At 32.9% G+C, this 22,662-nt stretch carries 19 protein-coding genes, 1 tRNA gene and 1 riboswitch; of the genes, 5 read left to right on the forward strand and 15 right to left on the reverse strand.

Annotated elements, in window-relative coordinates; all coding sequences use genetic code 11:
- Positions 1 to 42 precede the first annotated feature (42 nt).
- Positions 43 to 693: a redox-sensing transcriptional repressor Rex gene (locus VZL98_06905; GenBank protein WVH62430.1), complete on the reverse strand. Its 651-nt coding sequence runs from the start codon at positions 691 to 693 to the stop codon at positions 43 to 45.
- Between the two features lie 230 nt (positions 694 to 923).
- Complete coding sequence (locus VZL98_06910; GenBank protein WVH62431.1) at positions 924 to 3,461, reverse strand: cell wall-binding repeat-containing protein; 2,538 nt, start codon at positions 3,459 to 3,461, stop codon at positions 924 to 926.
- A 386-nt stretch (positions 3,462 to 3,847) separates the two neighbouring features.
- Between VZL98_06910 and VZL98_06915 the strand changes: the two genes are divergently transcribed.
- Positions 3,848 to 4,495 (forward strand): AraC family transcriptional regulator, encoded by a 648-nt coding sequence (locus tag VZL98_06915; protein WVH62432.1) that lies wholly within the window; start codon positions 3,848 to 3,850, stop codon positions 4,493 to 4,495.
- A 26-nt stretch (positions 4,496 to 4,521) separates the two neighbouring features.
- On the opposite strand, the gene VZL98_06920 is transcribed toward VZL98_06915, so the two are convergent.
- The 9 genes from VZL98_06920 to VZL98_06960 form a co-directional block, all read right to left on the reverse strand.
- On the reverse strand, positions 4,522 to 5,943 hold the full coding sequence (locus VZL98_06920) for an IS1182 family transposase (GenBank protein ID WVH62433.1): 1,422 nt from the start codon (positions 5,941 to 5,943) through the stop codon (positions 4,522 to 4,524).
- 188 nt (positions 5,944 to 6,131) lie between these two features.
- Entirely contained in the window at positions 6,132 to 6,845 is a 714-nt protein-coding gene (locus VZL98_06925; protein ID WVH62434.1) for a phosphatase, read from the reverse strand.
- A 9-nt stretch (positions 6,846 to 6,854) separates the two neighbouring features.
- Positions 6,855 to 7,862: a tRNA (adenosine(37)-N6)-threonylcarbamoyltransferase complex transferase subunit TsaD gene (gene tsaD, locus VZL98_06930; GenBank protein ID WVH64549.1), complete on the reverse strand. Its 1,008-nt coding sequence runs from the start codon at positions 7,860 to 7,862 to the stop codon at positions 6,855 to 6,857.
- A gap of 11 nt (positions 7,863 to 7,873) precedes the next feature.
- Entirely contained in the window at positions 7,874 to 8,329 is a 456-nt protein-coding gene (rimI, locus tag VZL98_06935; protein WVH62435.1) for a ribosomal protein S18-alanine N-acetyltransferase, read from the reverse strand.
- Positions 8,330 to 8,333: 4 nt separating this feature from the next.
- Positions 8,334 to 9,023, reverse strand: a complete 690-nt coding sequence (tsaB, locus tag VZL98_06940) for a tRNA (adenosine(37)-N6)-threonylcarbamoyltransferase complex dimerization subunit type 1 TsaB (protein WVH62436.1) — start codon at positions 9,021 to 9,023, stop codon at positions 8,334 to 8,336.
- A 16-nt stretch (positions 9,024 to 9,039) separates the two neighbouring features.
- Positions 9,040 to 9,465: a tRNA (adenosine(37)-N6)-threonylcarbamoyltransferase complex ATPase subunit type 1 TsaE gene (tsaE, locus tag VZL98_06945; protein WVH62437.1), complete on the reverse strand. Its 426-nt coding sequence runs from the start codon at positions 9,463 to 9,465 to the stop codon at positions 9,040 to 9,042.
- Between the two features lie 242 nt (positions 9,466 to 9,707).
- A complete protein-coding gene (locus VZL98_06950) occupies positions 9,708 to 10,322 on the reverse strand; it encodes an ECF transporter S component (GenBank protein WVH62438.1) in 615 nt (204 codons plus the stop codon).
- A gap of 72 nt (positions 10,323 to 10,394) precedes the next feature.
- Positions 10,395 to 10,509, reverse strand: a riboswitch (FMN riboswitch).
- A gap of 118 nt (positions 10,510 to 10,627) precedes the next feature.
- Complete coding sequence (locus VZL98_06955; GenBank protein WVH62439.1) at positions 10,628 to 13,312, reverse strand: cell wall-binding repeat-containing protein; 2,685 nt, start codon at positions 13,310 to 13,312, stop codon at positions 10,628 to 10,630.
- 133 nt (positions 13,313 to 13,445) lie between these two features.
- Positions 13,446 to 13,522: transfer RNA gene (locus tag VZL98_06960), tRNA-Pro, on the reverse strand.
- A gap of 268 nt (positions 13,523 to 13,790) precedes the next feature.
- On the opposite strand from VZL98_06960, the gene VZL98_06965 reads away from it, so the two are divergent.
- A complete protein-coding gene (locus VZL98_06965) occupies positions 13,791 to 14,318 on the forward strand; it encodes an ECF transporter S component (protein ID WVH62440.1) in 528 nt (175 codons plus the stop codon).
- A 148-nt stretch (positions 14,319 to 14,466) separates the two neighbouring features.
- Positions 14,467 to 15,930, forward strand: coding sequence for an IS1182 family transposase (locus tag VZL98_06970; GenBank protein WVH62441.1), 1,464 nt, complete (start codon positions 14,467 to 14,469; stop codon positions 15,928 to 15,930).
- Between the two features lie 28 nt (positions 15,931 to 15,958).
- On the opposite strand, the gene VZL98_06975 is transcribed toward VZL98_06970, so the two are convergent.
- From VZL98_06975 to VZL98_06985, 3 genes are read right to left on the reverse strand one after another with little or no spacing between them, the layout of a single operon-like run.
- The gene (locus VZL98_06975) at positions 15,959 to 17,056 is read right to left on the reverse strand and encodes an ABC transporter permease (protein WVH62442.1); all 1,098 of its coding nucleotides are present in this window, start codon (positions 17,054 to 17,056) and stop codon (positions 15,959 to 15,961) included.
- A complete protein-coding gene (locus VZL98_06980) occupies positions 17,043 to 18,158 on the reverse strand; it encodes an ABC transporter permease (GenBank protein ID WVH62443.1) in 1,116 nt (371 codons plus the stop codon). Before VZL98_06980 ends, VZL98_06975 begins: the two co-directional genes overlap by 14 nt.
- Entirely contained in the window at positions 18,151 to 19,086 is a 936-nt protein-coding gene (locus tag VZL98_06985; GenBank protein ID WVH62444.1) for an ABC transporter ATP-binding protein, read from the reverse strand. Before VZL98_06985 ends, VZL98_06980 begins: the two co-directional genes overlap by 8 nt.
- 171 nt (positions 19,087 to 19,257) lie before the next feature.
- Between VZL98_06985 and VZL98_06990 the strand changes: the two genes are divergently transcribed.
- Both VZL98_06990 and VZL98_06995 read left to right on the forward strand, forming a co-directional pair.
- Positions 19,258 to 20,307: a histidine kinase gene (locus tag VZL98_06990; protein ID WVH62445.1), complete on the forward strand. Its 1,050-nt coding sequence runs from the start codon at positions 19,258 to 19,260 to the stop codon at positions 20,305 to 20,307.
- A 12-nt stretch (positions 20,308 to 20,319) separates the two neighbouring features.
- Complete coding sequence (locus VZL98_06995) at positions 20,320 to 20,931, forward strand: response regulator transcription factor (GenBank protein WVH62446.1); 612 nt, start codon at positions 20,320 to 20,322, stop codon at positions 20,929 to 20,931.
- Between the two features lie 547 nt (positions 20,932 to 21,478).
- Here the strand turns inward: VZL98_06995 and VZL98_07000 are convergent.
- On the reverse strand, positions 21,479 to 22,540 hold the full coding sequence (locus VZL98_07000) for a rod shape-determining protein (GenBank protein ID WVH62447.1): 1,062 nt from the start codon (positions 22,538 to 22,540) through the stop codon (positions 21,479 to 21,481).
- Positions 22,541 to 22,662: the final 122 nt, after the last annotated feature.

The raw sequence follows: 22,662 nt of genomic DNA on the forward strand, positions 1-22,662 counted from the left end.
AAGACAAATTGACGAATCAATTTGTCTTTAGATTTGTAATATTTACTTAACGCCTGGATAATCCTTTGGATTATTCATGTAAAATGTAAGTGTATACAAGCTTTCATCCAAGTGTACATTTTCCAGTATAACATCGTTCGGTAATTTCAAGTCTACAGGCGCAAAGTTCCAGATACCTTTTACATTATGTTCAACCAGTACATCACATATGTCTTGTGCTTCCTTAGATGGAACTGCCAGTATGGCTATGTTTACATCATTCTTTTTCAAGAAATCTTCCAGTGTATCTGCTTTTCTAATTTCAACTCCCGCAACTTTTTTCCCGACCATTTTTGGTGCTTTATCAAAAAGCCCGATAATCTTAAAGCTGGAGTCTTTGAAACCTGAGTATTGCGTTATTGCTTGTCCAATATTTCCAATACCTATGACAATAGCATTATAGTTTTTGTTGATACCGATAATTTTTTCGATTTCTCCGCTTAGCTCTTCCACATTGTATCCGTATCCTTGTTGACCAAAACCGCCAAAGTGATTTAGGTCCTGTCTTATCTGTGAAGCTGTAAGTCCTGTAATATTGCTTAGTTCTTGAGATGATACCCTAATAATTCCTTTACTTGCAATCATGTTTAAGTATCTGTAATATTTGGGCAATCTTTTTACAACAGCTGCTGAAACTTTTTGCTCTCTTCTCATACCGTACCTCCGTTCATTATTGACGAGATTCCTCTCATCAATATGTATTATTGTTATTATACTGTTAAAGTTATACCATGTCAAGGTAGACTGGATAATGAAAGAACTATACAAGTTTATTGTCATATATAATAAGTATATAATTATCTTATCATTTTATTCATATAATTGCAATAAAAAAGACAAGATAATTCATCTTGTCCTTTTAAATTATTGATTTGTATAACTGTTTACTTAACCGGCATTCCGTAATACTCAGCAAGCAGTTTCGCAGTTTTTTGTGCCATTTCAATCTTGAATTCTCTGTCCATTAAAAGTGTACAGTCATCTTCATTGGTATGGAAACCATGTTCTACAAGCATACTATGTGTAGCTTTTGAATGTCTAAGAACGCCATACCAGTTAGCACCGCTTCCGTCTTCATCAAACTTGTATTTAACACCTCTATTAGTATGTCCGAAATGTTCTGCAATCATAGTGCAAAGTTTTTCAGCTAAATCTTTTCTTGGAGAGGTCGTACTGTCAAATATCTCAGTTCCTCTGGCTTTTTGATAGTTTGGAGTGTTCCATGCAAGTGCATTGGTATGAAGTGATAGTAAAAGGTCATATCCCTCTCCCATTGCACCCCTTTGTTGAAGGCTGATGCCATTCGTTGAAGAATACTTACTTCCTATTAAGCTTCTCTCTTCTGCTTCTATATCATTTCTGGTTGTTTTAACATCAAAACCATATTTTTCAAGTTCATTTTTTAATATTAGTCCGTACCAGTACATTGCAGTACCTTCAAAGTAACCTTCAACGATGCCTTTGTTGTAATTTACACCATGTCCTTGATCGAGTAAGATTCTGATAGGTCTGTCGGCTGTAGGTACTCTTTTTTCAATATGAAGAACAGGTACTTTAGGTACTTCTTTCTTTTTATCCGGAGTTTTTGCATCATCACCAGGTTTTGGTTTCTCTTGAGGTTCAGGGTTTTTTGAAGGAGGTTTATTTTCTTCTACGATTTTGGATGAGTTAAGTTGTACAATATCTTTTACATTAGCTAAAATTTCCTGTGCAACTGAGTTGTTTCCACCAAATATTATCGCACTTATTGTATCTCCTTTTTCCATTATTGCTTGTATACCTGAATTCAAGCTATTAGGAGGCGTTAAAAGAAGTGGTGCATTATTTGCTGCGGCGACCGGACCACCAGCTAATGCATCAGGGAAATCCTGTCCATTTGCAATAGTTATAGTTTTAGGATTAGGATAGAATTTATTGGCAAAATTAAGAGATGTTTCATACCTGTTTTTACCACCTATTCTTACTACCTTTAACCCCATGTTCTCGATTTTCGTTTTTACTGCATCACTTACACTATTGGTTCCACCAACAATTATAATCTCCTTAACACCATAAGACTTTAAGGTATTTACAGTGTAGTCTCCTATACCTGAAGGATCGGTGTATATTATAGGGTAACCCATCTTTCCGGAATATGCTCCGGCAGATAGTGCATCTGGATGGTCATATGCATTTACTACTATGGCCTTATTGTATTTTTTTAATTCAGATAGTTTTTTGGCAATTTCAAGTGCTGTAGAGTATCTATTGTTACTGGATATTCTTCTGGCAGCAATCCCATTATCTATTAGTTTGTTGGCAACTTTTCCGGATACTGAATTTTTACCGCCTATTATTACAACTTCTTTAACACCCAGTCTTTTTAATTCTGCCAGTGTATTATCTCCAATCTCATCTTCTGAAGCAAAAAGTATTGGACCTTCAATAGCAGATGCATAAGATACCCCTGCAAGTGCATCCGGGAAATTATAAGCATTTACCAATACAGCTTTTTTGGCGGAATCAAAATTACCGCTACTTATTTGAATTGCAGTCATAAATCTGTTTGAACCTGCTAATCTAATTGCCGTACCTACATCGGATAATTGCACTGCAGAAAGTGAAACTTCGTCAGGATATTCCGCATCTACGATTGGAAGTGCAGAAAGATGCACATAGTCCGCTTGAGAAAAATCGTCCACTACTGTTATTTGTTTCTCTACAGTTTTCCCTTCGGATTCAAATACAGCTGTATAGTTTCCAACAGCAGGAAGTCCGTCAAAGTCAGTAGTAGCAGTTATCGATAAACCGTCATTAACTACATTGTAATTATATGTGCCTGTATCTCCTGTTATTTTAGCATTCACATATACTGCATTTCCGGAATTATCATAAAATCTAACTTGTCCTAAAGCGTTCATAACATCTGATTGTTTAATCGTAATGCCGTCACTTAAATTAGAAGCATCAAGATAAGGATAACTTTGTTCAGGAAAGACTTCACTTATATCTGATACTACTTTAAATGAGCCATAAAAATCAGTTCCCAAATACTTAACGCCATCAATACTTACATAAGCTAACGTCCAGTATCCAATTTGTTCGGGATTATATGAAAATTCGTAATTCCCGCTATCTTCATTAAGTACTAAAGGTATGTCCACAACTTCCTTATCGGGTTTTACGTATCCAATATATACCTCGGAATGTTCACTCGATAAGTTTTTTATCCTACCTTTTATTTCAGAACCTGTCACGGCGATTGACTTGCTTAATTTAAAATCACTTACTAATTCTTCAGAAGGTTCTGTAGTTTCTATTCCTAATTCGTTTATGTTAGCAAATCCTTCTTTGACATCTGCTCTTACTATATTGGCAGATCCAAAAATCATAAATACCGCTAACAGTAAAGCGGTGATCCTTTTAAAACTATTGGTGACCAAAAAACATCACTCCTTATTATAATTAATGATTATTTAAACTTAGTAAATATATTATATATCATCATATAAAACAGTACTAATATAATTATGAAAAATCATATATTTTTTGATAAAAGTTACAATTTTGTAATCTTTGAGTTGTAATTTATAACATTAAAAAACGCATTTGTGTTTGATAACTGTTTTTTACAATTTTTTTTGTTAAGATTAATGAACTTTTATAATTGACATATAAAATTCATTTTTAAAAGATTTTTTTGAAATTTATCTTTTTTTATAGTATTATATTATATGGAATTTTAATAAATGTTTCTTGGGAATTATTTGTATTATAATTGAGTTCAGGAAATTATAAACTTTATAATATTTAAAACGGAGATGTGATTATGTATAAAACGGAAATTGCTTTTGTTGAAGCTGTAAGAGAAAAAAATCATGAAGATGCTGTTAGGCACTTTGAAAATATATTTAAAAGTCTTTTAAATTTTTATGAAACCAATCAGCGTGCTGTAAAAAACCATTTAATAAATTTGAATGGAATTTTATATAAATCTTATAAGGATGATACTGATTTAGAAAAAGTATTTCAAAAAAGATCTGAAATCAATGAAGTTATCGAAAAAGCTGAAGATATCAATGATTTAAGAAATAATTGTCTAAAGATGATCAGCGAATACATCGAACTTTTCAATGGGGATACAATTAAAACAAATAATAATACTGTTAACGAAGCTATCAACTTTATGAAAGAACACTTACATGAAGATCTGTCATTGGGAGTAGTTGCAAATAAGATTCATATAAGCAAGTCTTATTTATCTTCATTATTAGCTAAACATACTAAATCCAGTTTTCCTGAGTTAATGACAGAAATGAGAATAAATAATGCTAAATACCTACTTAAAAACACCAATAATTCTATATTGGATATTTCTTACAAATGTGGTTACAATAGTCAATCTTATTTTTGCTCTACTTTTAAAAAAGTAACCGGTCAAACACCAACTGATTATAGAGAGATTGATCATATTTAAAAAAACAGCACCTCAAAAGGGTGCTGTCAGACTGAAGACAAACCCTGATTAAAAATCAGGGTTTGCTCTATTTTGACAAATCTATTAGCAAAGTTCAATATTTTTCTTAAAACACTATTATTTTTTGGTGGTTTTTTATCTCTTTTACTTAAGATTATTGCTAACTTTTTCATATTTAGGGTCGCAAAAGTAAGTGCTGCTTTCATATCCATTTTCTTTATACCTACCATATTGGTATATCTAAATCCATGATATTCCTTTGCACTCCCAAATTGCCTTTCTATTGTTTCTTTTCTCTTTTTATATTCTGCTTTCCCTTTATATGTATACCGGTATTCTTCTGAGATATCAAGATAATCTTGCCAGATATGTCTAGTTATTATCTTTTGGTGTTTTTTACTACTTGTACACCTTCCTAGGTACCCACAGTTTACACAGATCTTTGGGTTGCTCTTGTACTGCCTATATCCTTCTCTATTTGTGGTTGAGTATTCTAATACTTCATTTGCTGGACAAAGGTAACAGTTGTAGTATTCGTCATACACAAAATCTCTTTTGTAGAATGGGTTTTCTAGTTTTGCTTTTGTTTTTTGCCTGGTGTATGGAAATACTGGAAATACGCCACCATCTAACAGTTCTTTCGCTATTGCCGGGAATTTATAGCCTGCATCCATAACTAGTTTTTTAGGGTTCAATCGTTTTAACTTTTCATCAAAGAAATCTTTAAATGTTGTTCCATCTTGTAAGTTTCCATGATATGATTTAAAACCTAATATCCATCCATTTTTATCACATGATGTCTGTACGCTGTATGCAAATACTTCTTTATGTTCACCTTTATGGAATAGTCCTGCTTCAGGATCTGTTGTGCTTTTTGTTACTTCTTTTAGTTCTTCATCTTTATCTTTAGGATCAAATGGCTTTTTATCATGTTTTTTTCTATCTTCGTTTATTTCTTTTTCTAACTTTTTTTGATAGTATCTTATCTCTTTTTTCACTTTTACTTTAACAACCTTATACCTATTGGCATGTGCTTTAACATGTGTTGAGTCAACAAATTGGATATTTGTATCAACTAAGCCTTCTTCAATGGCTTGTAGTAGTATGTTTTGAAAAATATCTTCAAATATGTTTGTATCTTTAAATCTTCTTCTGTAGTTTTGACTAAAAGTTGTGAAATGAGGTATTTTATCGTAAAAATCAAAACCTAAAAACCATCTGTAAGCAAGATTTACTTCAATATCTTTAATTGTTTGTCTCATGCTTTTTATGTTGAAAAGGTATTGGATTAAGGTAATCTTAAGCAAAACAACGGGATCTATACTAGGTCGTCCGTTATCAAGACAGTACAAATCTTCAACTAATTCATATATGAAATCAAATTTAATGTATTTATCTATTTTTCTAAGTATATGATCTTCGGGAACCATTTGATCTATTGAAATCATTTGAACTTGATCAACTTTGTTTTTAGAATTTTAAAATAGCATATTAACACCTCTCTCTTAGTGTTATATATACCCAAAACGGCTTAAATTACACATAATATGGCATTTTTAGAACAAAAAAAGCACAGCTAGAAATTTTTTCTAGCTATGCTTTGTCAACAGTCTGACAGCACCTCAAAAGGGTGCTGTTATATTTTACTATTAATTATTACTTGTAGCTTTTTAAGATCATAATTTACTACCAGTTCGTCAGGAAAGTCAATTTCTTCTAAAAGTTCCATAGCAAGTTCCAAATCTCCTACACTTTTATAAAAATGCGAATCGCTCGACATAATTATATGAACTCCTTCAATTGCACAAAGTTCAAGCAGTGTAATGTAATTTTCTCTACAGTTTAATCTGAAGCTAGTCGGTTTGAGCGAAGAATTGTTCAGTTCTATGCTTACATTGTGATATTTCATTTCTTTAACTACTGCTCTATAATCTACAGGATAATAAGAATCGTCCAAGTGCCCGATTATTGATACACAGGGGTTATTAATTGCCCCAATAACTGCCATCGTATTATCTATCTTAGATCCCGGTTTTATACATGGTTTGTGCAAACTTGCAATACAATAATCCATATGCTCCAATACATCCTGCTCTGCAATATTACCGTTATAATCTATTATATTGGCCTCTATTCCCTTCAAAACTCGAACACCTTCACAGTATTCCGGAATTACCTTCTGATTTAAGAAATATAACGGACTTAACATTTTACCCATACCATATCCGTGTTCGCTAAGACCGATAACTTTAAGTCCTTTATCTTTTGCTTCTAAAATATTTTCTCTTGCAGTGCTATAAGCATGACCGCAAGTCAATGTATGACAATGTAAATCCATCAAATTTTTCATTTTTATCACCTATAGTTTTAAATTCGGAAATACTTTTAAATCAAGTTCAGATCTTTTTCCCGCTATAAAATCATAATACCCTGCACAACCTATCATAGCAGCATTATCAGTACATAGAGAAACAGGTGGAAAGTAAAGTGTTACTCCTTCCTCGTCTGCTCTTTTTTTAAGTGCTTCCCTAAGACTGCTATTGGCAGCTACCCCGCCTGATAGTACAAGTGTTTTGTATTTTAACTCATTTAAAAGTCTAAAACTCTTTACTACAAGTACATCTATGACTGCTTGTTGAAAAGATGCAGCTACATCTTCTATTACTATCTCTTCATTTTTTTGTCTCTTCTGATTGATATAGTTAAGCACAGCAGTTTTTAGTCCACTAAAAGAAAAGTCATATGAACCGGGTTCAAGCATAATTCTTGGAAAATCTATACTCTCAGGGTTACCAAGTTTTGACAATTTATCTATTTCAGGTCCTCCCGGATAACTTAGTCCCAATGTTCTTGCTACCTTGTCATAGGATTCTCCGGCCGCGTCATCTCTTGTCTGTCCTCTTATAATATATTCATTGTAGTTTAATACCTCGATTAGATAAGTATGTCCTCCCGAGACAATAAGACCGACAAATGGAGGTTTCAAATCCGGATGAGCTATATAATTAGCACAAACATGTCCTTGCATATGATTTACGCCGTTTAGCGGTATATCAAGTGACAATGAGAGTGCTTTTGCAGCAGAGACTCCTACTATTAAAGCACCGATAAGTCCTGGACCACATGTGACAGCTATATGATCGATATCACTTAGTTTTATTTTTGCTTCTTTTACTGCCGTTTCTATTATTTTGTTAATCATCTCCAGATGAAGCCTGGAAGCTACCTCAGGGACAACTCCTCCAAATAGTCTATGCGTTTCTATCTGAGATGAAATAATATTGGACATAATCTCTCGTCCGTTTTTCATTATTGCCACAGAAGTTTCATCACAAGATGTTTCTATAGCAAGTGTTAATATATCCATTTTTAATCCTTTCACTCTATGTCTTCTATTACTAGCCACATTATTAACGCATCTTCACCAACATCTCTATAATAACCCTTTCTGATTGCAGAAGCTTCAAAACCAAACTTCTCGTAGAGGTTTATGGCATGCTCATTTGACCTTCTGACTTCCAGTGTCACTCTTTTTACTCCCTCAGAGACAGCCATCTCTATTAAGTTTTCAAATAGTAGAGTACCATATCCCTGTGATCTATAATCCGGGTCTATTGCAATATTCATGACATGTGCTTCATCATGAACAATCCAAAGTCCATAATAACCTATAATATAATCATCTAATGTTAGTACTTTATATCTGGATAGTTTATTTTCAGTTATTTCCTTTAAAATGCTCTGCTTGGACCATGGTGTAGTAAATGACGCTTTTTCAATCTCATGAACTCTCTGTATATCTTCAACTTTCATGTTTTTGAAACCTATCTTCAACACATCACATCCTTTTTTCAAGATCTCTTTGGGCTTGTGATTTTCTTACATAATTAGGTAATATGTCGTCTAAGTTTTTTTCATATCCACTCTTGTATTTTTCAAGTGCGATTTCAGAAATATTTCTGGCAATGATATTGTTAGATGATGGTCTAGCAAACATAACATTCTCTAAGCCTTTCAATTGTTCATAACTTTCGTTTGAATATTCGCCTATAACAGTGATTGCAGCATACTTATCTTTTAATCTAGTAACCAATTCATCCATATAAATAAGTTCATCATCTTCAATCCTCTTAATTATCCCATTTTCTTGAGAAAAAACCCCATAATAAGTTCTTCCACCTCTAGCATCCAGTACAGGCATTATAATTCCTTCATTATAAATATTGTAAGCCAAGGCTTCAAGTGTTGAAACTCCAATTACAGGTTTTTCAAAAACTTGTGCAAAGGTCTTAACCGTAGTCATGCCAATTCTAAGACCTGTAAAAGATCCGGGACCAATTCCGACAGCATATAAATCGATATCGGAAAGTTTTAATCCTAAATCCTCAAGTAGCCTTTTTACCATCGGGACTAGACTTTCGCTATGTGTCTTTTCTTGATTTACACTATAATCCCCTATGACTATTCCGTTTTCTGAAATAGAACAACTTGAAACCATTGTCGATGTATCTATTGATAATATTTTCAAAGTATTTCTCCTCGTATCATTCAAAATCTATTCCATCTATATCTACCAGTCTAGTACCATCTTCAGCCAATTTTATGGTAATTTTAACTACATCCCTTGGAAGATATTCTAATGCTCTTTCCGGCCATTCTATAAAGGTAATAGAATCTTCAGGATAAAAGTACTCTTCGTATTCAAAACTTTCTATCTCTTCCGGACTTTCAAGTCTGTAGAGATCCAAGTGATTGATAATCATATCCCCATTATATATATTAACCAATGAAAAAGTTGGTGAAGTTGGAGTTTCTTGAACATTCAATTTGTTTGCTATTAAGCTGACTAGAGTTGTTTTACCGGCACCTAAATCTCCATTTAATGTATATACTTTGCCATTTTCTAAATACGGAATTAATTTGTCAGCCAACCACTTCATATCCTGCACGGATTTTATGATAATTTGCATTTTTAAATCCTTTCAGTTTAATACAATTTAATTTAATCAATAAAATTATACTATAAAAAATCCGGAAGCATCAGTGATTTCAAACCACAAATGTACCCGGATGCATATGCAAGTATAATTATTGATTTGATAAAATAATCTTGTTTAATAATTATATCAATTAAAGTAATTTGTATCAAGAAGATAGGAATTAAAAAAGTAAGCTTTCAACTATGGAAAACTTACTTTTTACAAAGCTATTATTATCCTTTTCTCACGAAAGGAATAACTCTCTTATACAAGAGCAGAGTGAGTATGGAAGTCAGAATACCCTTTAGAATATTAAACGGAACTATAGAAAATAACATCAAGGTCTTATAATCTTTTACCAGTGGATTCATTTTCTTAACCATATTTGCAAAGGCTTCTAAATCAATCCCCATCAGTTTGCCGTAGAGTGGGAATATTACAAAATAATTACTTAAAGTTGCAATAACACTCATTGTGATAATCCCTACTATTAATGCTGTAATAGCGGTCTTAAAGGTTTTTCTTCTGGAATAGATAATTCCTGCAGGTACTACCAGTGCTGAAGACACGATAATATTGGAAAGTTCTCCGACATATTGTGTACTCGTTCCATTAAATAGTGTTTTTAGTGCAATTTTTAAAACCACAACTAAAAATCCTGCCAAAGGTCCCAGACCAAACGAAGCAATCAATGCTGGCATTTCGGATACATCTATATCCATAAATGGCGGTGCAAAAAATACCGGCATCCTTGCGTTCATCAACACAAATGATACAACTCCCATAAGTGCAACATTCACCAGTGTTCTGATTCCCATTTTCTTGTTTGTAGAATGATAATCCATCATTATCTTTCCTCCTTATAATATAGGGGCACAAAAATAGCCCCTCTTCGGGGCTCCTTATCGTCCTATAAATAAGGTTATCTTCTTTCATCCAGACTATACTGTCGGTTTCGGAATTGCACCGAATCAGCCAAAAGGCTCGCGGACTTTTACCGCCGGTGAGGAATCTAACCTCGCCCTGAAGATAATTAGATTATATCACTAAATTCGAGAAAAATCAAATCCGATCATTTGTTTAAGGATTAATTCTAAGTATAAAAAAGCCGAATCTTTTAATTTGGAAGATTCGGCTTTTAAAAATTGATTAACTATTTAATTTCAGAAACAGAGTTCGAACCACCAACTACTGTAATTCTAAGAACATTATTCGCTCTAATATAAGCATTTACTTCAGCGTTCGTATTGTTTTTATCCGTTAAGATAATAGGTGCAAACTGGTTATTAAGTATTCCACTTGCTACAAGAGCATCGGCAAATACTTGTCCGCTTGTTAATATTATCTCATCTGAATTTGGAGCAAATTTACGAGCAACTTCAAGAGCTGTCTGGTATCTGTTTTGACCTGAGATACGCATTACATTCTTAACTTTAGTCTTTAGCTCATCCTCAGCTTTTTTATTCACAGAATTTTCTCCACCTATAATATATACATTTTCAATATTCACTTCAGTTAAAACACTTTGTGTAGCACTATTTAAATCACTTGAACTAGTGAATAGTATTGGTGCATCTTCTTTAAATGCTGGTGATCCGGCAGATAGTGCATCGGCAAATTTTTCATCATTTCCACTGACTATGATGGCGTTTTTAGATTTTGATGATTCCAATACAATTTTTGCGATTGCACTTGCAGTTTCATATCTGTTAACACCTGAAATTCTCTCTACCTCTAATCCTTTAAGTGCTGATTTTACATCATTTGATATTGAGTTTTCACCACCTACGATTATAGCTTTTTTGGCTCCAAGCCTTTCTATCTCAGATTTAACTACTTCAGGAATCTCAGTTTTCTGAGTTAAGAGAATAGGTGCTTTATATAGTTTTGATAGAGAAGATGCAGCCAATGAATCTGCAAATATTTGACCACTTGCAAGGACAACCACTTCTGAATTGTCATAGAAGTTTCTACTCACATCTACAGATGTTTCATATCTGTTAGAACCACTGTATACAGTAGTAGGAGCAATCTTTTTAACATTTGTATCTACATCATTGTTGATAATAGCAAAACTGTCTACAAGCTTGATTTTACGCTCCTCACCTAGTTTTCCTTCAATTTGATATAGTTCAGTTGTAAGTTTATTTCCATCAACGCTGTATTTCGCAAAGTTTTGAACTGTGGAATCCCTAAAGTTAGAATGTGAGTTTTCAAATCTCTCACTCTTTTGTGGTTGCTCTCCATAAGCAAATAATCCATTGTATTCGTTTACAAGTTCTTCAGTTAACCAATTTAATTTTGGTCTAACCTTTTTAATATGTTCCAAGCCTTTGCTATATATATCATCATAAGCTTTAGTTCCTCCGGTATTCGGAAGTACGAAAGTTGTTCCCTTTGGATCAGTTAGTGTTTCTAAGCCGTCTACAACAGTTGGAGTATCAGCTACCACACCATTGAACACGCTTTGAGTAGATGGAACAAATGATAATGATTTAGTTCTGGACATTACATGGTCATGCCCTTGTAGTGCTAAGTCAACATCGAGTTCATCTATAAGTTTCATAAACTCTTCTTTTACTGCTTGAACATCTGAGTCTTGAAGAGAATGATAACTCTTTGAGAAAATTGGCTTATGGTAGTTAAGGATTATCCATTGAGCACCATTTGCCCTTGCTTCTTTAATATCCTTTTTCATCCATTCTAATTGTTCTTGGCCAATTGCCTTCTTAGCTTCGTTTTTATTGTCATTGGTGTTTAATATTACGAAATGTACTCCGTTATAATCATAAGAATAGTATGATCCACCATCTATTGGTCCTTCTGCAGGTACATTAAAATGCTCATTAAACTTATGTGTAAATCTTTCGTTTCTGTTTAGTGCATATTCGTCGTGGTTTCCAGCAACTGGAGCTATTGTTGTACCAAGTAATGATGCTCTGGATTGCTCAAATAAATCAACCCACTCGTCTTCAACTTCAGCGATTTCAACTATGTCTCCTGTGTGAATCACAAATTCTGCATTTGGTGCAGTTTCGAGTGCTCTCTTTAGAGTGTCTGCTCCATATCCTGCTTCATCAATCAGATTTTGGTTCCAGTAAGCATTTTGTGTGTCTGTATAGTGTAGGAATGTAAATGGCTTTTGAGAAACTGCTGAAGTTATAAAAGTACCAACCTCGCTCTTTCCTTCACTTTCACTTCCTACTTGATAATAATATCTCGTTTCAGGCTTTAATCCTTTTGCTTCAGCCTTATATGAATACTCTTCGATTTTAGTTACATCAATTCCGATAGTCTCGTTGTCACTATCGGTAATTTCGTAGGTATGATCCCATTCTCCACCTACTTTGCCTTCATCAGTAAAGTATCTTTTTACTGATTTATTAGTTTTGTCAATAAGTTGGAATATGAAATATCCATCTTTATCTCTTTCAACATAATGAGATACAACTTTATCAGCAACAGCCGGGTAAGCTTTTGCATTCGACATATCAGATTTTTCAGAAACCCATACATGTGATTCCAATTTGTCAGTTGTAAACCAATTGAATGCTCTACTTGTTCTTGTGTCGTTTTTAAATGTAGAAACTATTCTGTTTGGCTTATTGCTCTTTTCATAAGCCTTAACTTCAGGCTTATCTACGGAAGAAAGCTCTACACCTGATTTTTCGATTTGATCAGTTCTGTGAATCTGAGCATCACGACTTGCGGTATTCTCATCTAAAACTACAACATTTTCTTGGACCGCTTGAGTAGCGTATCCTGTTTGAGGCATGATTGCTATCGTTTGTAGGGAAATCAATAGCGCCAATAATAATGAACTAAATTTTTTAATCATAACTCCTCCTTAGTTTTTAATCATACTAAGTCTAACAGAGAAATGTTAAATCTATATTTGTCTTTTGTAATGGTTATATGTTGCTAACTTTTAGGCATAAAAAAATCTACCTACAATTGTAGATAGATTTTTATGGTCGGGGTGAGAGGATTCGAACCCCCGGCCCCATGGTCCCAAACCACGTGCGCTACCAAACTGCGCTACACCCCGCCATCAAGTCAACAAATAAATTATAGGCCATAAATTCATTTTAATCAATCGTTGTATTTTATGATTTTACATATAATTACCTTTATTTTTACATATATTCTTTATTTTTCTATGTTTTTCTAATTTTTCTATTTTTTTATCTTCATTATTTTTTAATATTTTTTATATAATTTAAACTAAAATATACATGTTTTTCACTGTATTTGCCAACAATTAGAATACCATGTTATAATTAATACAATTGCTAGTCAAAATCAAGGAGGTTATTATGAAGGATATTAAGATAAGGGATTTAGCTTATGTTGGACTTTCGATTGCTCTTATCACCTTAGGAACCATGGTGATTCAAATTCCAATTCCGGCTACAAGTGGATATATACATGTTGGGGATGGAATTATACTATTAGTTGCAGTTACTTTTGGTGCTAAATACGGTCTAATTGCAGGTGGAGTCGGTTCTGCGCTTGCCGATATAATTAGTGGCTACACAATTTGGGCTCCTTTTACTTTAATAATTAAGGGAATCATGGGTTATGCTATGGGAACAGTTTCAAAAAGTGATGGACAATTGTCATTTACATCTTCCAGATCATATCTGGGATCTATTATCGCAACTGTAATTATGGTATTTGGTTATTTTGTTGCGGGATCATTCCTTACAGGAACTATGAGTGCAGCTCTATTATCTGTGCCATGGAATGCTCTTCAAGGACTTGGAGGAATTGTAATTTACGTATTTATAGGACATCTATTTGAAAAAGTGGATATTAGAAAAAGTATTAAATGGAATAAGTAATGGACAGCCATAGGCTGTCCATTGCAGACTGTTGACAAAGCATAGCTAGAAAAAATTTCTAGCTGTGCTTTTTTTGTTCTAAAAATGCCATATTATGTGTAATTTAAGCCGTTTTGGGTATATATAACACTAAGAGAGAGGTGTTAATATGCTATTTAAAAATTCTAAAAACAAAGTTGATCAAGTTCAAATGATTTCAATAGATCAAATGGTTCCCGAAGATCATATACTTAGAAAAATAGATAAATACATTAAATTTGATTTCATATATGAATTAGTTGAAGATTTGTACTGTCTTGATAACGGACGACCTAGTATAGATCCCGTTGTTTTGCTTAAGATTACCTTAATCCAATACCTTTTCAACATAAAAAGCATGAGACAAACAATTAAAGATATTGAAGTAAATCTTGCTTACAGATGGTTTTTAGGTTTTGATTTTTACGATAAAATACCTCATTTCACAACTTTTAGTCAAAACTACAGAAGAAGATTTAAAGATACAAACATATTTGAAGATATTTTTCAAAACATACTACTACAAGCCATTGAAGAAGGCTTAGTTGATACAAATATCCAATTTGTTGACTCAACACATGTTAAAGCACATGCCAATAGGTATAAGGTTGTTAAAGTAAAAGTGAAAAAAGAGGTAAAATACTATCAAAAAAAGTTAGAAAAAGAAATAAACGAAGATAGAAAAAAACATGATAAAAAGCCATTTGATCCTAAAGATAAAGATGAAGAACTAAAAGAAGTAACAAAAAGCACAACAGATCCTGAAGCAGGACTATTCCATAAAGGTGAACATAAAGAAGTATTTGCATACAGCGTACAGACATCATGTGATAAAAATGGATGGATATTAGGTTTTAAATCATATCCTGGAAACTTACACGATGGAACAACATTTAAAGATTTCTTTGATGAAAAGTTAAAACGATTGAACCCTAAAAAACTAGTTATGGATGCAGGCTACAAATTCCCGGCAATAGCGAAAGAACTGTTTGATGATGGAGTATTTCCAGTATTTCCATACACCAGGCAAAAAACAAAACCAAAACTAGAAAACCCATTCTACAAAAGAGATTTTGTGTATGACGAATACTACAACTGTTACCTTTGTCCAGCAAATGAAGTATTAGGATACTCAACCACAAATAGAGAAGGATATAGGCAGTACAAGAGCAACCCAAAGATCTGTGTAAACTGTGGGTACCTAGGAAGGTGTACAAGTAATAAAAAACACCAAAAGATAATAACTAGACATATCTGGCAAGATTATCTTGATATCTCAGAAGAATACCGGTATACATATAAAGGAAAAGCAGAATACAAAAAGAGAAAAGAAACAATAGAAAGGCAATTTGGGAGTGCAAAGGAATATCATGGATTTAGATATACCAATATGGTAGGTATAAAGAAAATGGATATGAAAGCAGCACTTACTTTTGCGACCCTAAATATGAAAAAGTTAGCAATAATCTTAAGTAAAAGAGATAAAAAGCCACCCAAAAATAATGGTGTTTTAAGAAAAATATTGAACTTTGCTAATAGATTTGTCAAAATAGAGCAAACCCTGATTTTTAATCAGGGTTTGTCTTCAGTCTGATGGACAGCCATAGGCTGTCCATTGTTTATTACTCGAGTACAGGCTTTCTTTTTTTTAAAATGACATTGAGTCCTAAAACTCCTAAAGTTATTATAATCATAACTCCATAACTTATTAGTAGTTCTCTATTTTCTGCACCGGTATATACTACTTCATTAGCTTTTACATACCAGTATGCCGGTAGAAATGATGCTATTCTTAATACACTTTCACTTAGCAGTTCTTTCGATACAAATATCCCGCTGATAAATGATGATCCCAATCCGATAATTGTTATGGCTCCATTTACTGCACTCTCATTTTTTATATTATTGGATAATAGATATCCTATTGCGGTGATAGGTAGTATGAATACAAACGAATTGATCATATATTTCAGCAGTTCATTAAAGTCTCCTCTAGTAAATGCTCCATAGGCAATTAGATTAATAATTAACCAAAGTGCTAATACCGATACGAGTGATGCCATATATAGCGGTATTGTATACTTTTTCCTGTGAACTCCCGATACTTCTATACGATTTATTACCTCTTGTTTGTTGAAGTTTTTCAGCCCAATGAATACTGCGTTCATTATTAATGTCATTAGCGGATAGGCAATTACTCTATATATTACATTTAATATCTCTGAATCTATACCACTTGACTTATTAATTGCGTAACTTAATTTGGTTGGTTCAACCATGATTTTTTCAAGCACTCCCGACTTTTCAGGTAAATACTTATCTGCAGTATTCAGATTATTTAAATATTCATTTATCGTCATATTGATGAGTATACCGCTTGTGTTTTGATTACTCCCATAATACTTTAATTTAAAGCCTTTATCTATTACCAATACATAGTCAGTAACTCCATCTATTAATTGTCCTATCATTAACTCGTAATCGTCCTCAACAGTTCTGGTTTTATATTTTTCGTTCAGGAATTCAACCAACTTAACTGCTCTTTTATTGTTTACATCTCGGTTAACGATAGTAATTTTATAATTGTCTTTAATTTCATAATCTTCTTTTGGTGCTGTGACTACCATCCCAAATAACATAATTAAAAATATTATGAAATGTACTCCCAAGGAAGGTGTATTTCTAACAAGAACCCTAAAATAAGATTTAAATATGCTCATATTCCCGCCTCCTAGCCAGAATCGATATTACTACCACTAATACCCCTATGCCTATAAGCAAATCTTTAAAGTATTTGAAATAGTAACCGGTACTTTCAAAATAATACATAGAACTAAATAGATTATAAATAATAGTTCCCGGGTTAATTCTTGCAAACAAAGGTGCCTTTGAAGCTATTATCGATCTTATGTCTGATGACATCATACCGGCAAAAAATGAACTAGCTATATAAACACCAATCGTAATAGCCAATTGTGTGTCCATTTTAGCATTTATTAATAATCCTATAGCTGCCCCTATTAATAGTCCAAACAAACTTGAGAACACTACACTGTTTATCAGAAGGAGATACATACTTCCAAAGTCTACACCTAGTACAAATTTCATAAAGATGAGTACGACAGAAGTTTGCAATAAACTTATTAATAATGCGGCAAGTAGCATCGTTACTAATATTTTAAGCTTGGAATTAGGAACGATATTATATCTAATAGCTTGCGGAAATCCCCCTCTTAACTGAACCATGTTGACAGCTGCAAGACCTGAAGATGCTGCTCCTAAACATACCATTCCTACCAAGGTATAAAAGAAGCTGTTCATTTGACTTTTCTTGGATATATCGAAGCCGTTGTCCATATGATTGATTTCTTTTTGAAGATCCTTTCCGAGTTCTTCAAATGAAGTATTCGGATTTTCTTTCATAATAGCTTCAATAAGTCCGTATTTATTATTTATTGTATTGGCAGTAGTATAGATAACGGTATTATCTATTATTTTATTCCCAAGTACCGCTTCTATTTTTCTATTACCTTTTAGATAGCCTGATATACGTCCGGATTTAATATCACTTTCATAGTCATTTGTCTCAACTATATTAAATAGATTTTTACCATCTTCATCCTCTAAATCTTTCAATATTTCTGCATACATCTGACTTTCCACGCCTATTGCTAGTGTTTTGAATCTGTCTGCCTTTTCGATATTTGAAAAGGCAAAATGCATCAATAGCGATAGTGCAATGGGAAATGCTAAGTTCCAAAACATGATTTCCTTTATTCTGATGTTTTCTTTAAAATAGTACTTGAATAGGTTTTTAAACATTATCCCTCAACTCCTTACCTGTGATGCTTAAAAATACATCGTTTAGATTAGGCTCTTTCAAGTTTAAACTTCCATAATAGACATTACTATTCTTTAGAAGGTTTATTATCGTTCCTATCGCAATATCATTTGATATCGATACTTCTAATGTTCCGTTTTCATGTGCTATTCCTTCTACGAATTCTATATTTTTAATTTTTTTAATATTTTCCTCATCTATATTATGGTTTTTAATTATAAGCTTATCGCTCAATCCTACAGCTTTTTTTAATTCCTCAGTATCACCTGTTATTAGGTTCTTTCCTTTATCCATTATGGTAATATTTGTACATATCTGTTCTACTTCTTCCATATAATGAGAAGTATAAACTATGGTTGACCCCATTTGATTAAGTTTTTGTATCCCTTCTAGTATATTATTTCTACTTTGAGGATCTACTGCTACTGTTGGTTCATCGAAGAATATCAGTTCAGGTTTATGCGCAATACCGCATGCTATATTTAGTCTTCTCTTTAAACCTCCACTTAACTTTTTAGGGGTATATTTTTGAAAACTTGATATTTCTACAAAATCCATAGCTTCCTCAACATATTTTTTTCTAAGCTTTGCATCTTCAACATAAAGTCCACAGAATAAGTCAATATTTTCTCGAACTGTTAGTTCTTCCATTACTGCAACTTCTTGAGGGACATACCCTATTCTTCTTTTTACTTTATAGTTAATAGGAGACATCACTTCTCCAAATACTTTAATACTACCACTATCATATTTTAATAATGAAAGTATACTATTTATTGCTGTTGTTTTACCTGAGCCATTAGGACCTAATAAACCGTAAATTTCACCCTCTTTTACAGATAAATTGAAATTATCCAAAGCCGTTAGCTCTTTATATCTCTTTATTAAATTAACTACTTCAATTATCATCTATATCCCTCCTATGATTGTATTATATCCCTCAATTGTTTCTATTATAAGTGAGTACTGTCATAAGATGATAATTACATTTGTCATTTTTTTCTAAAACTATTTGAATTTACTTATTTATATGTTATCCTCTAATTATGGTATACTAAATAAAATTCAGTGGGGATATTTATGAACAAAAAAATTAGCATGATGTCAATATGGTTTGTTTTAATTCTTATAGTAAGTAAAAATAGTTTTAGTGAATATTCGGTCGTAGTAGCATCACTTGGGCTTATGCTTGTTGCTTTTATTGACTCTGTAAAGCACAAATATATTACCTATTTTGCTATAATTTTTGTAATCGCTATTTCTTACTACCTACCTGAGATTTTTATTTTCTACCCACTTATTATCTATACCTTGGAAATACAGTCTATTAGAAACATCATAGTATACTTGCTACCTCTTCTGGCATTTGTATTGTTCAAAAAAATATACTTGGTTCAAATTTTGATATCATTCTCACTTACCATGGTCTTTTATTATAAAGATTATATTTATGAAAACCTTAGTAGTAGGTATAATGATTATTTTGGACGATCTAGAAAACTACAAGATGATTTAACTTCCTTAAATAGAGAATTACAGGAAAGCCAAAACAGAGGTATTTCGATTGCTCTATTAGAGGAGAGAAACCGAATTGCAAGAGATATCCACGATGGTGTGGGTCATATGATTTCAAGAGGAATCTTGCAATTGGGAGCTATGATAGTAAGTTCAAAGAATGAATCAGAAAAAGAAAAACTGGAGGAACTAAATCTAACCTTGAAATCTTCGATGGAACAGCTTAGGAAGAGCGTTCACAATATAGTAGAAGAAAAAATAAACTTAGAAAATTCTCTTGAAGAGATTGTTTCCAAATTTACTTTTTGTAAACTGGATTACCATTATTCATTAACACATGAATTCGAAACAAAGGATATCTATTCTATTATATTTATTATCAAGGAGGCTCTTAACAATATTACGAAACATTCCAATGCCTCAAAAGCTTCCATTTCAATTCGTGAATCTAAAGATTATGTTTTTTTATTAATTTTAGATAACGGAAAAGTTTCCGGCGATATCAAATATGGCATGGGCATTTATTCAATCTCAAATAGAGTTAAGGATATGAATGCCAACTTGGATATTTCTACTGTGAACGGATTCAGAATTTTTATTACTATTCCTAAATAAGGAGGAGAAATAATGAAAGTATTAATTATAGATGATGATAAACTGATAACCCATGCCCTAAAAACCATTATTGAGATGGAAGAGGATATGGAGGTAGCAGCACTTGGATTTAGTGCTGAAGATGCAATAAATCTGTATGATGTACACCGTCCTGATATTCTTCTTTTAGATATACGCATGAAAGATAAAAGTGGAATTGATGCATTTAAAGACATTATTAAAAAGCATCCTGCGGCAAATATCGTTTTTTTGACAACATTTATGGATGATGAGTATATAAAAGACAGCTTAATGCATGGTGCAAAGGGATATCTGCTTAAATCTGAATTTGAGAATATTGTGCCTGCAATAAGATCGGTATATGCCGGACAGAGTGTGTTTGAATCTAAAGTAGCTTCTAAGATTCCTGATATTCTAAATACAAGTCCTAAATACGATCCTGATTTGTCCGAAAAAGAACTGGAATTACTAAAATATATATCTGAAGGTTTAAACAATAAAGAGATTGCAAATGTGATGTACTTAAGTGAAGGTACTGTTAGGAATTATATCAGTGTTATTCTGGAAAAATTAAATCTACGCGATAGAACACAGCTCGCTGTCTACTATCTAAAAGGTCAATAATACTCTGTTCTATGAAAGGATTATATGAACGACTTATCTATAAGAACTCAAGGGTCGATAAGTTTTACTTGATTTTTACGAAGCCTGTTATGATTCCGGAAAGCTGAATCTGTATCATAAATCAAATAAAAAAGCTGTCAATTCCGCTATGGGTTGACAGCTTTATATATTTAATTGTATTCTCTATTTCGATTTATTATTATTGGTTAATTTTTTATATTTCTAATTCAGTTGTCAACTGCTAATACCTTTTATCGAAATATTTGTTTATTCGGTAGTCCGCTTGTTTCTGCGAAATACCTAAAGAAAAATTCTTCTTGTCCCAAGGGACTCACCTCCTATATATTCTTGATAATTTTATACCCTTAATATTTTAATTTAAACATTTTTATAAATAACAACTATTTTTTTAATATCATTAATATAAAGATACTAAATCTATGGATTTACCGATAATATTTAAACCTTAAAGTATTTCTGTTTCCAAAAATAAAAAAGGGCTTATCTATAATACATAAGCCCAGTATTGTTTAAATTATGCTTCGCACTATCTTCTTCTAAGTCTCTCTCTTTCTTCAAGAGCTCTTCTTCTTGCTTCAGAGTAAGATGAGTCATCAGAATCAAGCTTATTTATCCATTGTAGCGACTTTCCTGTTCCCTTTACTACCGCAGATACAGGTCCATCTGCAAGTCTTACACTGATGCCGATTCTGTCCTCTATTCGCCTATCTAAACCGGGGATTAGGGAACCTCCGCCTGTCATTAATGCTCCTCTTTCAAACAAGTCAGCCGCAAGTTCAGGTGGAGTTTTATCAAGTACATAATGAACTGCATCAACTATATTGTCCAAAGGTTTTTCAAGTGCTTCACTGATGTCAGTTGATGTTACAAATACATGCATGGGCAGTCCATTTATTAAATTTCTGCCTCTTACTTCATATAGTTTGTCATCAAGCTCATTAGGCATAGCATTTCCAATATTTATTTTAATATCTTCTGCTGTTCTTTCACCGATTAGCATATTGAATTTTTTTCTTATATAATCGGCAATAGCCTCGTCACATTCATCTCCTGCAACTTTGATAGACCTGTTAATTACAATACCTCCAAGTGCAATAACGGCAACATCGGTAGTTCCTCCACCGATATCTATAATCATATTTCCGCCCGGATCTGCAATGTCTACCCCAGAACCTATTGCTGCTGCAAGGGGTTCTTCTATTAAATAGGTCTTATTCGCACCTGCATTCCTACTGGCTTGTAAAACCGCTCTTTTTTGAACCTGTGTGATCTGACTGGGTACACAAATAATTACATTAGGTCTGACCATCGTTCTTCCTGTAGCCTTTTGGATGAAATATTTAAGCATCTTTTCCGTGGCGTTAAAGTTTGCAATGACTCCGTCTTTCATCGGTCTGGTAGCAACAATATTTCCTGGAGTTCTTCCAAGCATCTTTTTGGCCTGTGACCCTACTGCTAATATATTTTTTGAAAATGTATCCATTGCTACTACTGAAGGTTCATTCAAAACAACACCTTTACCCCTAACATATACCAATACGCTAGCGGTTCCCAAATCAATAGCTAAATTTTTTCTAAAATACGGCATAAACTTCCATCCTCTCGACAATAACGATGTTTCAACTTTAATTTTTACTTATTCTTTAATTATAATACCATATATACTCATCCATATGCAAGAAATCAATATATATAGGGAATTTCGCAAGT

Source organism: Peptoniphilaceae bacterium AMB_02 (assembly GCA_036321625.1).
In the GTDB taxonomy this organism is placed as follows: Bacteria; Bacillota; Clostridia; order Tissierellales; family Peptoniphilaceae; genus Microaceticoccus; species Microaceticoccus formicicus.

Bases quoted from the DNA above. Each gene is read 5' to 3' on its own strand.
- VZL98_06905 (WVH62430.1), bottom strand. From the start codon at position 693: ATGAGAAGAGAGCAAAAAGTTTCAGCAGCTGTTGTAAAAAGATTGCCC.
- VZL98_06915 (WVH62432.1), top strand. From the start codon at position 3,848: ATGTATAAAACGGAAATTGCTTTTGTTGAAGCTGTAAGAGAAAAAAAT.
- VZL98_06920 (WVH62433.1), bottom strand. From the start codon at position 5,943: ATGATTTCAATAGATCAAATGGTTCCCGAAGATCATATACTTAGAAAA.
- VZL98_06925 (WVH62434.1), bottom strand. From the start codon at position 6,845: ATGAAAAATTTGATGGATTTACATTGTCATACATTGACTTGCGGTCAT.
- tsaD (WVH64549.1), bottom strand. From the start codon at position 7,862: ATGGATATATTAACACTTGCTATAGAAACATCTTGTGATGAAACTTCT.
- tsaE (WVH62437.1), bottom strand. From the start codon at position 9,465: ATGCAAATTATCATAAAATCCGTGCAGGATATGAAGTGGTTGGCTGAC.
- VZL98_06950 (WVH62438.1), bottom strand. From the start codon at position 10,322: ATGATGGATTATCATTCTACAAACAAGAAAATGGGAATCAGAACACTG.
- VZL98_06955 (WVH62439.1), bottom strand. From the start codon at position 13,312: ATGATTAAAAAATTTAGTTCATTATTATTGGCGCTATTGATTTCCCTA.
- VZL98_06965 (WVH62440.1), top strand. From the start codon at position 13,791: ATGAAGGATATTAAGATAAGGGATTTAGCTTATGTTGGACTTTCGATT.
- VZL98_06970 (WVH62441.1), top strand. From the start codon at position 14,467: ATGCTATTTAAAAATTCTAAAAACAAAGTTGATCAAGTTCAAATGATT.
- VZL98_06975 (WVH62442.1), bottom strand. From the start codon at position 17,056: ATGAGCATATTTAAATCTTATTTTAGGGTTCTTGTTAGAAATACACCT.
- VZL98_06980 (WVH62443.1), bottom strand. From the start codon at position 18,158: ATGTTTAAAAACCTATTCAAGTACTATTTTAAAGAAAACATCAGAATA.
- VZL98_06985 (WVH62444.1), bottom strand. From the start codon at position 19,086: ATGATAATTGAAGTAGTTAATTTAATAAAGAGATATAAAGAGCTAACG.
- VZL98_06990 (WVH62445.1), top strand. From the start codon at position 19,258: ATGAACAAAAAAATTAGCATGATGTCAATATGGTTTGTTTTAATTCTT.
- VZL98_06995 (WVH62446.1), top strand. From the start codon at position 20,320: ATGAAAGTATTAATTATAGATGATGATAAACTGATAACCCATGCCCTA.
- VZL98_07000 (WVH62447.1), bottom strand. From the start codon at position 22,540: ATGCCGTATTTTAGAAAAAATTTAGCTATTGATTTGGGAACCGCTAGC.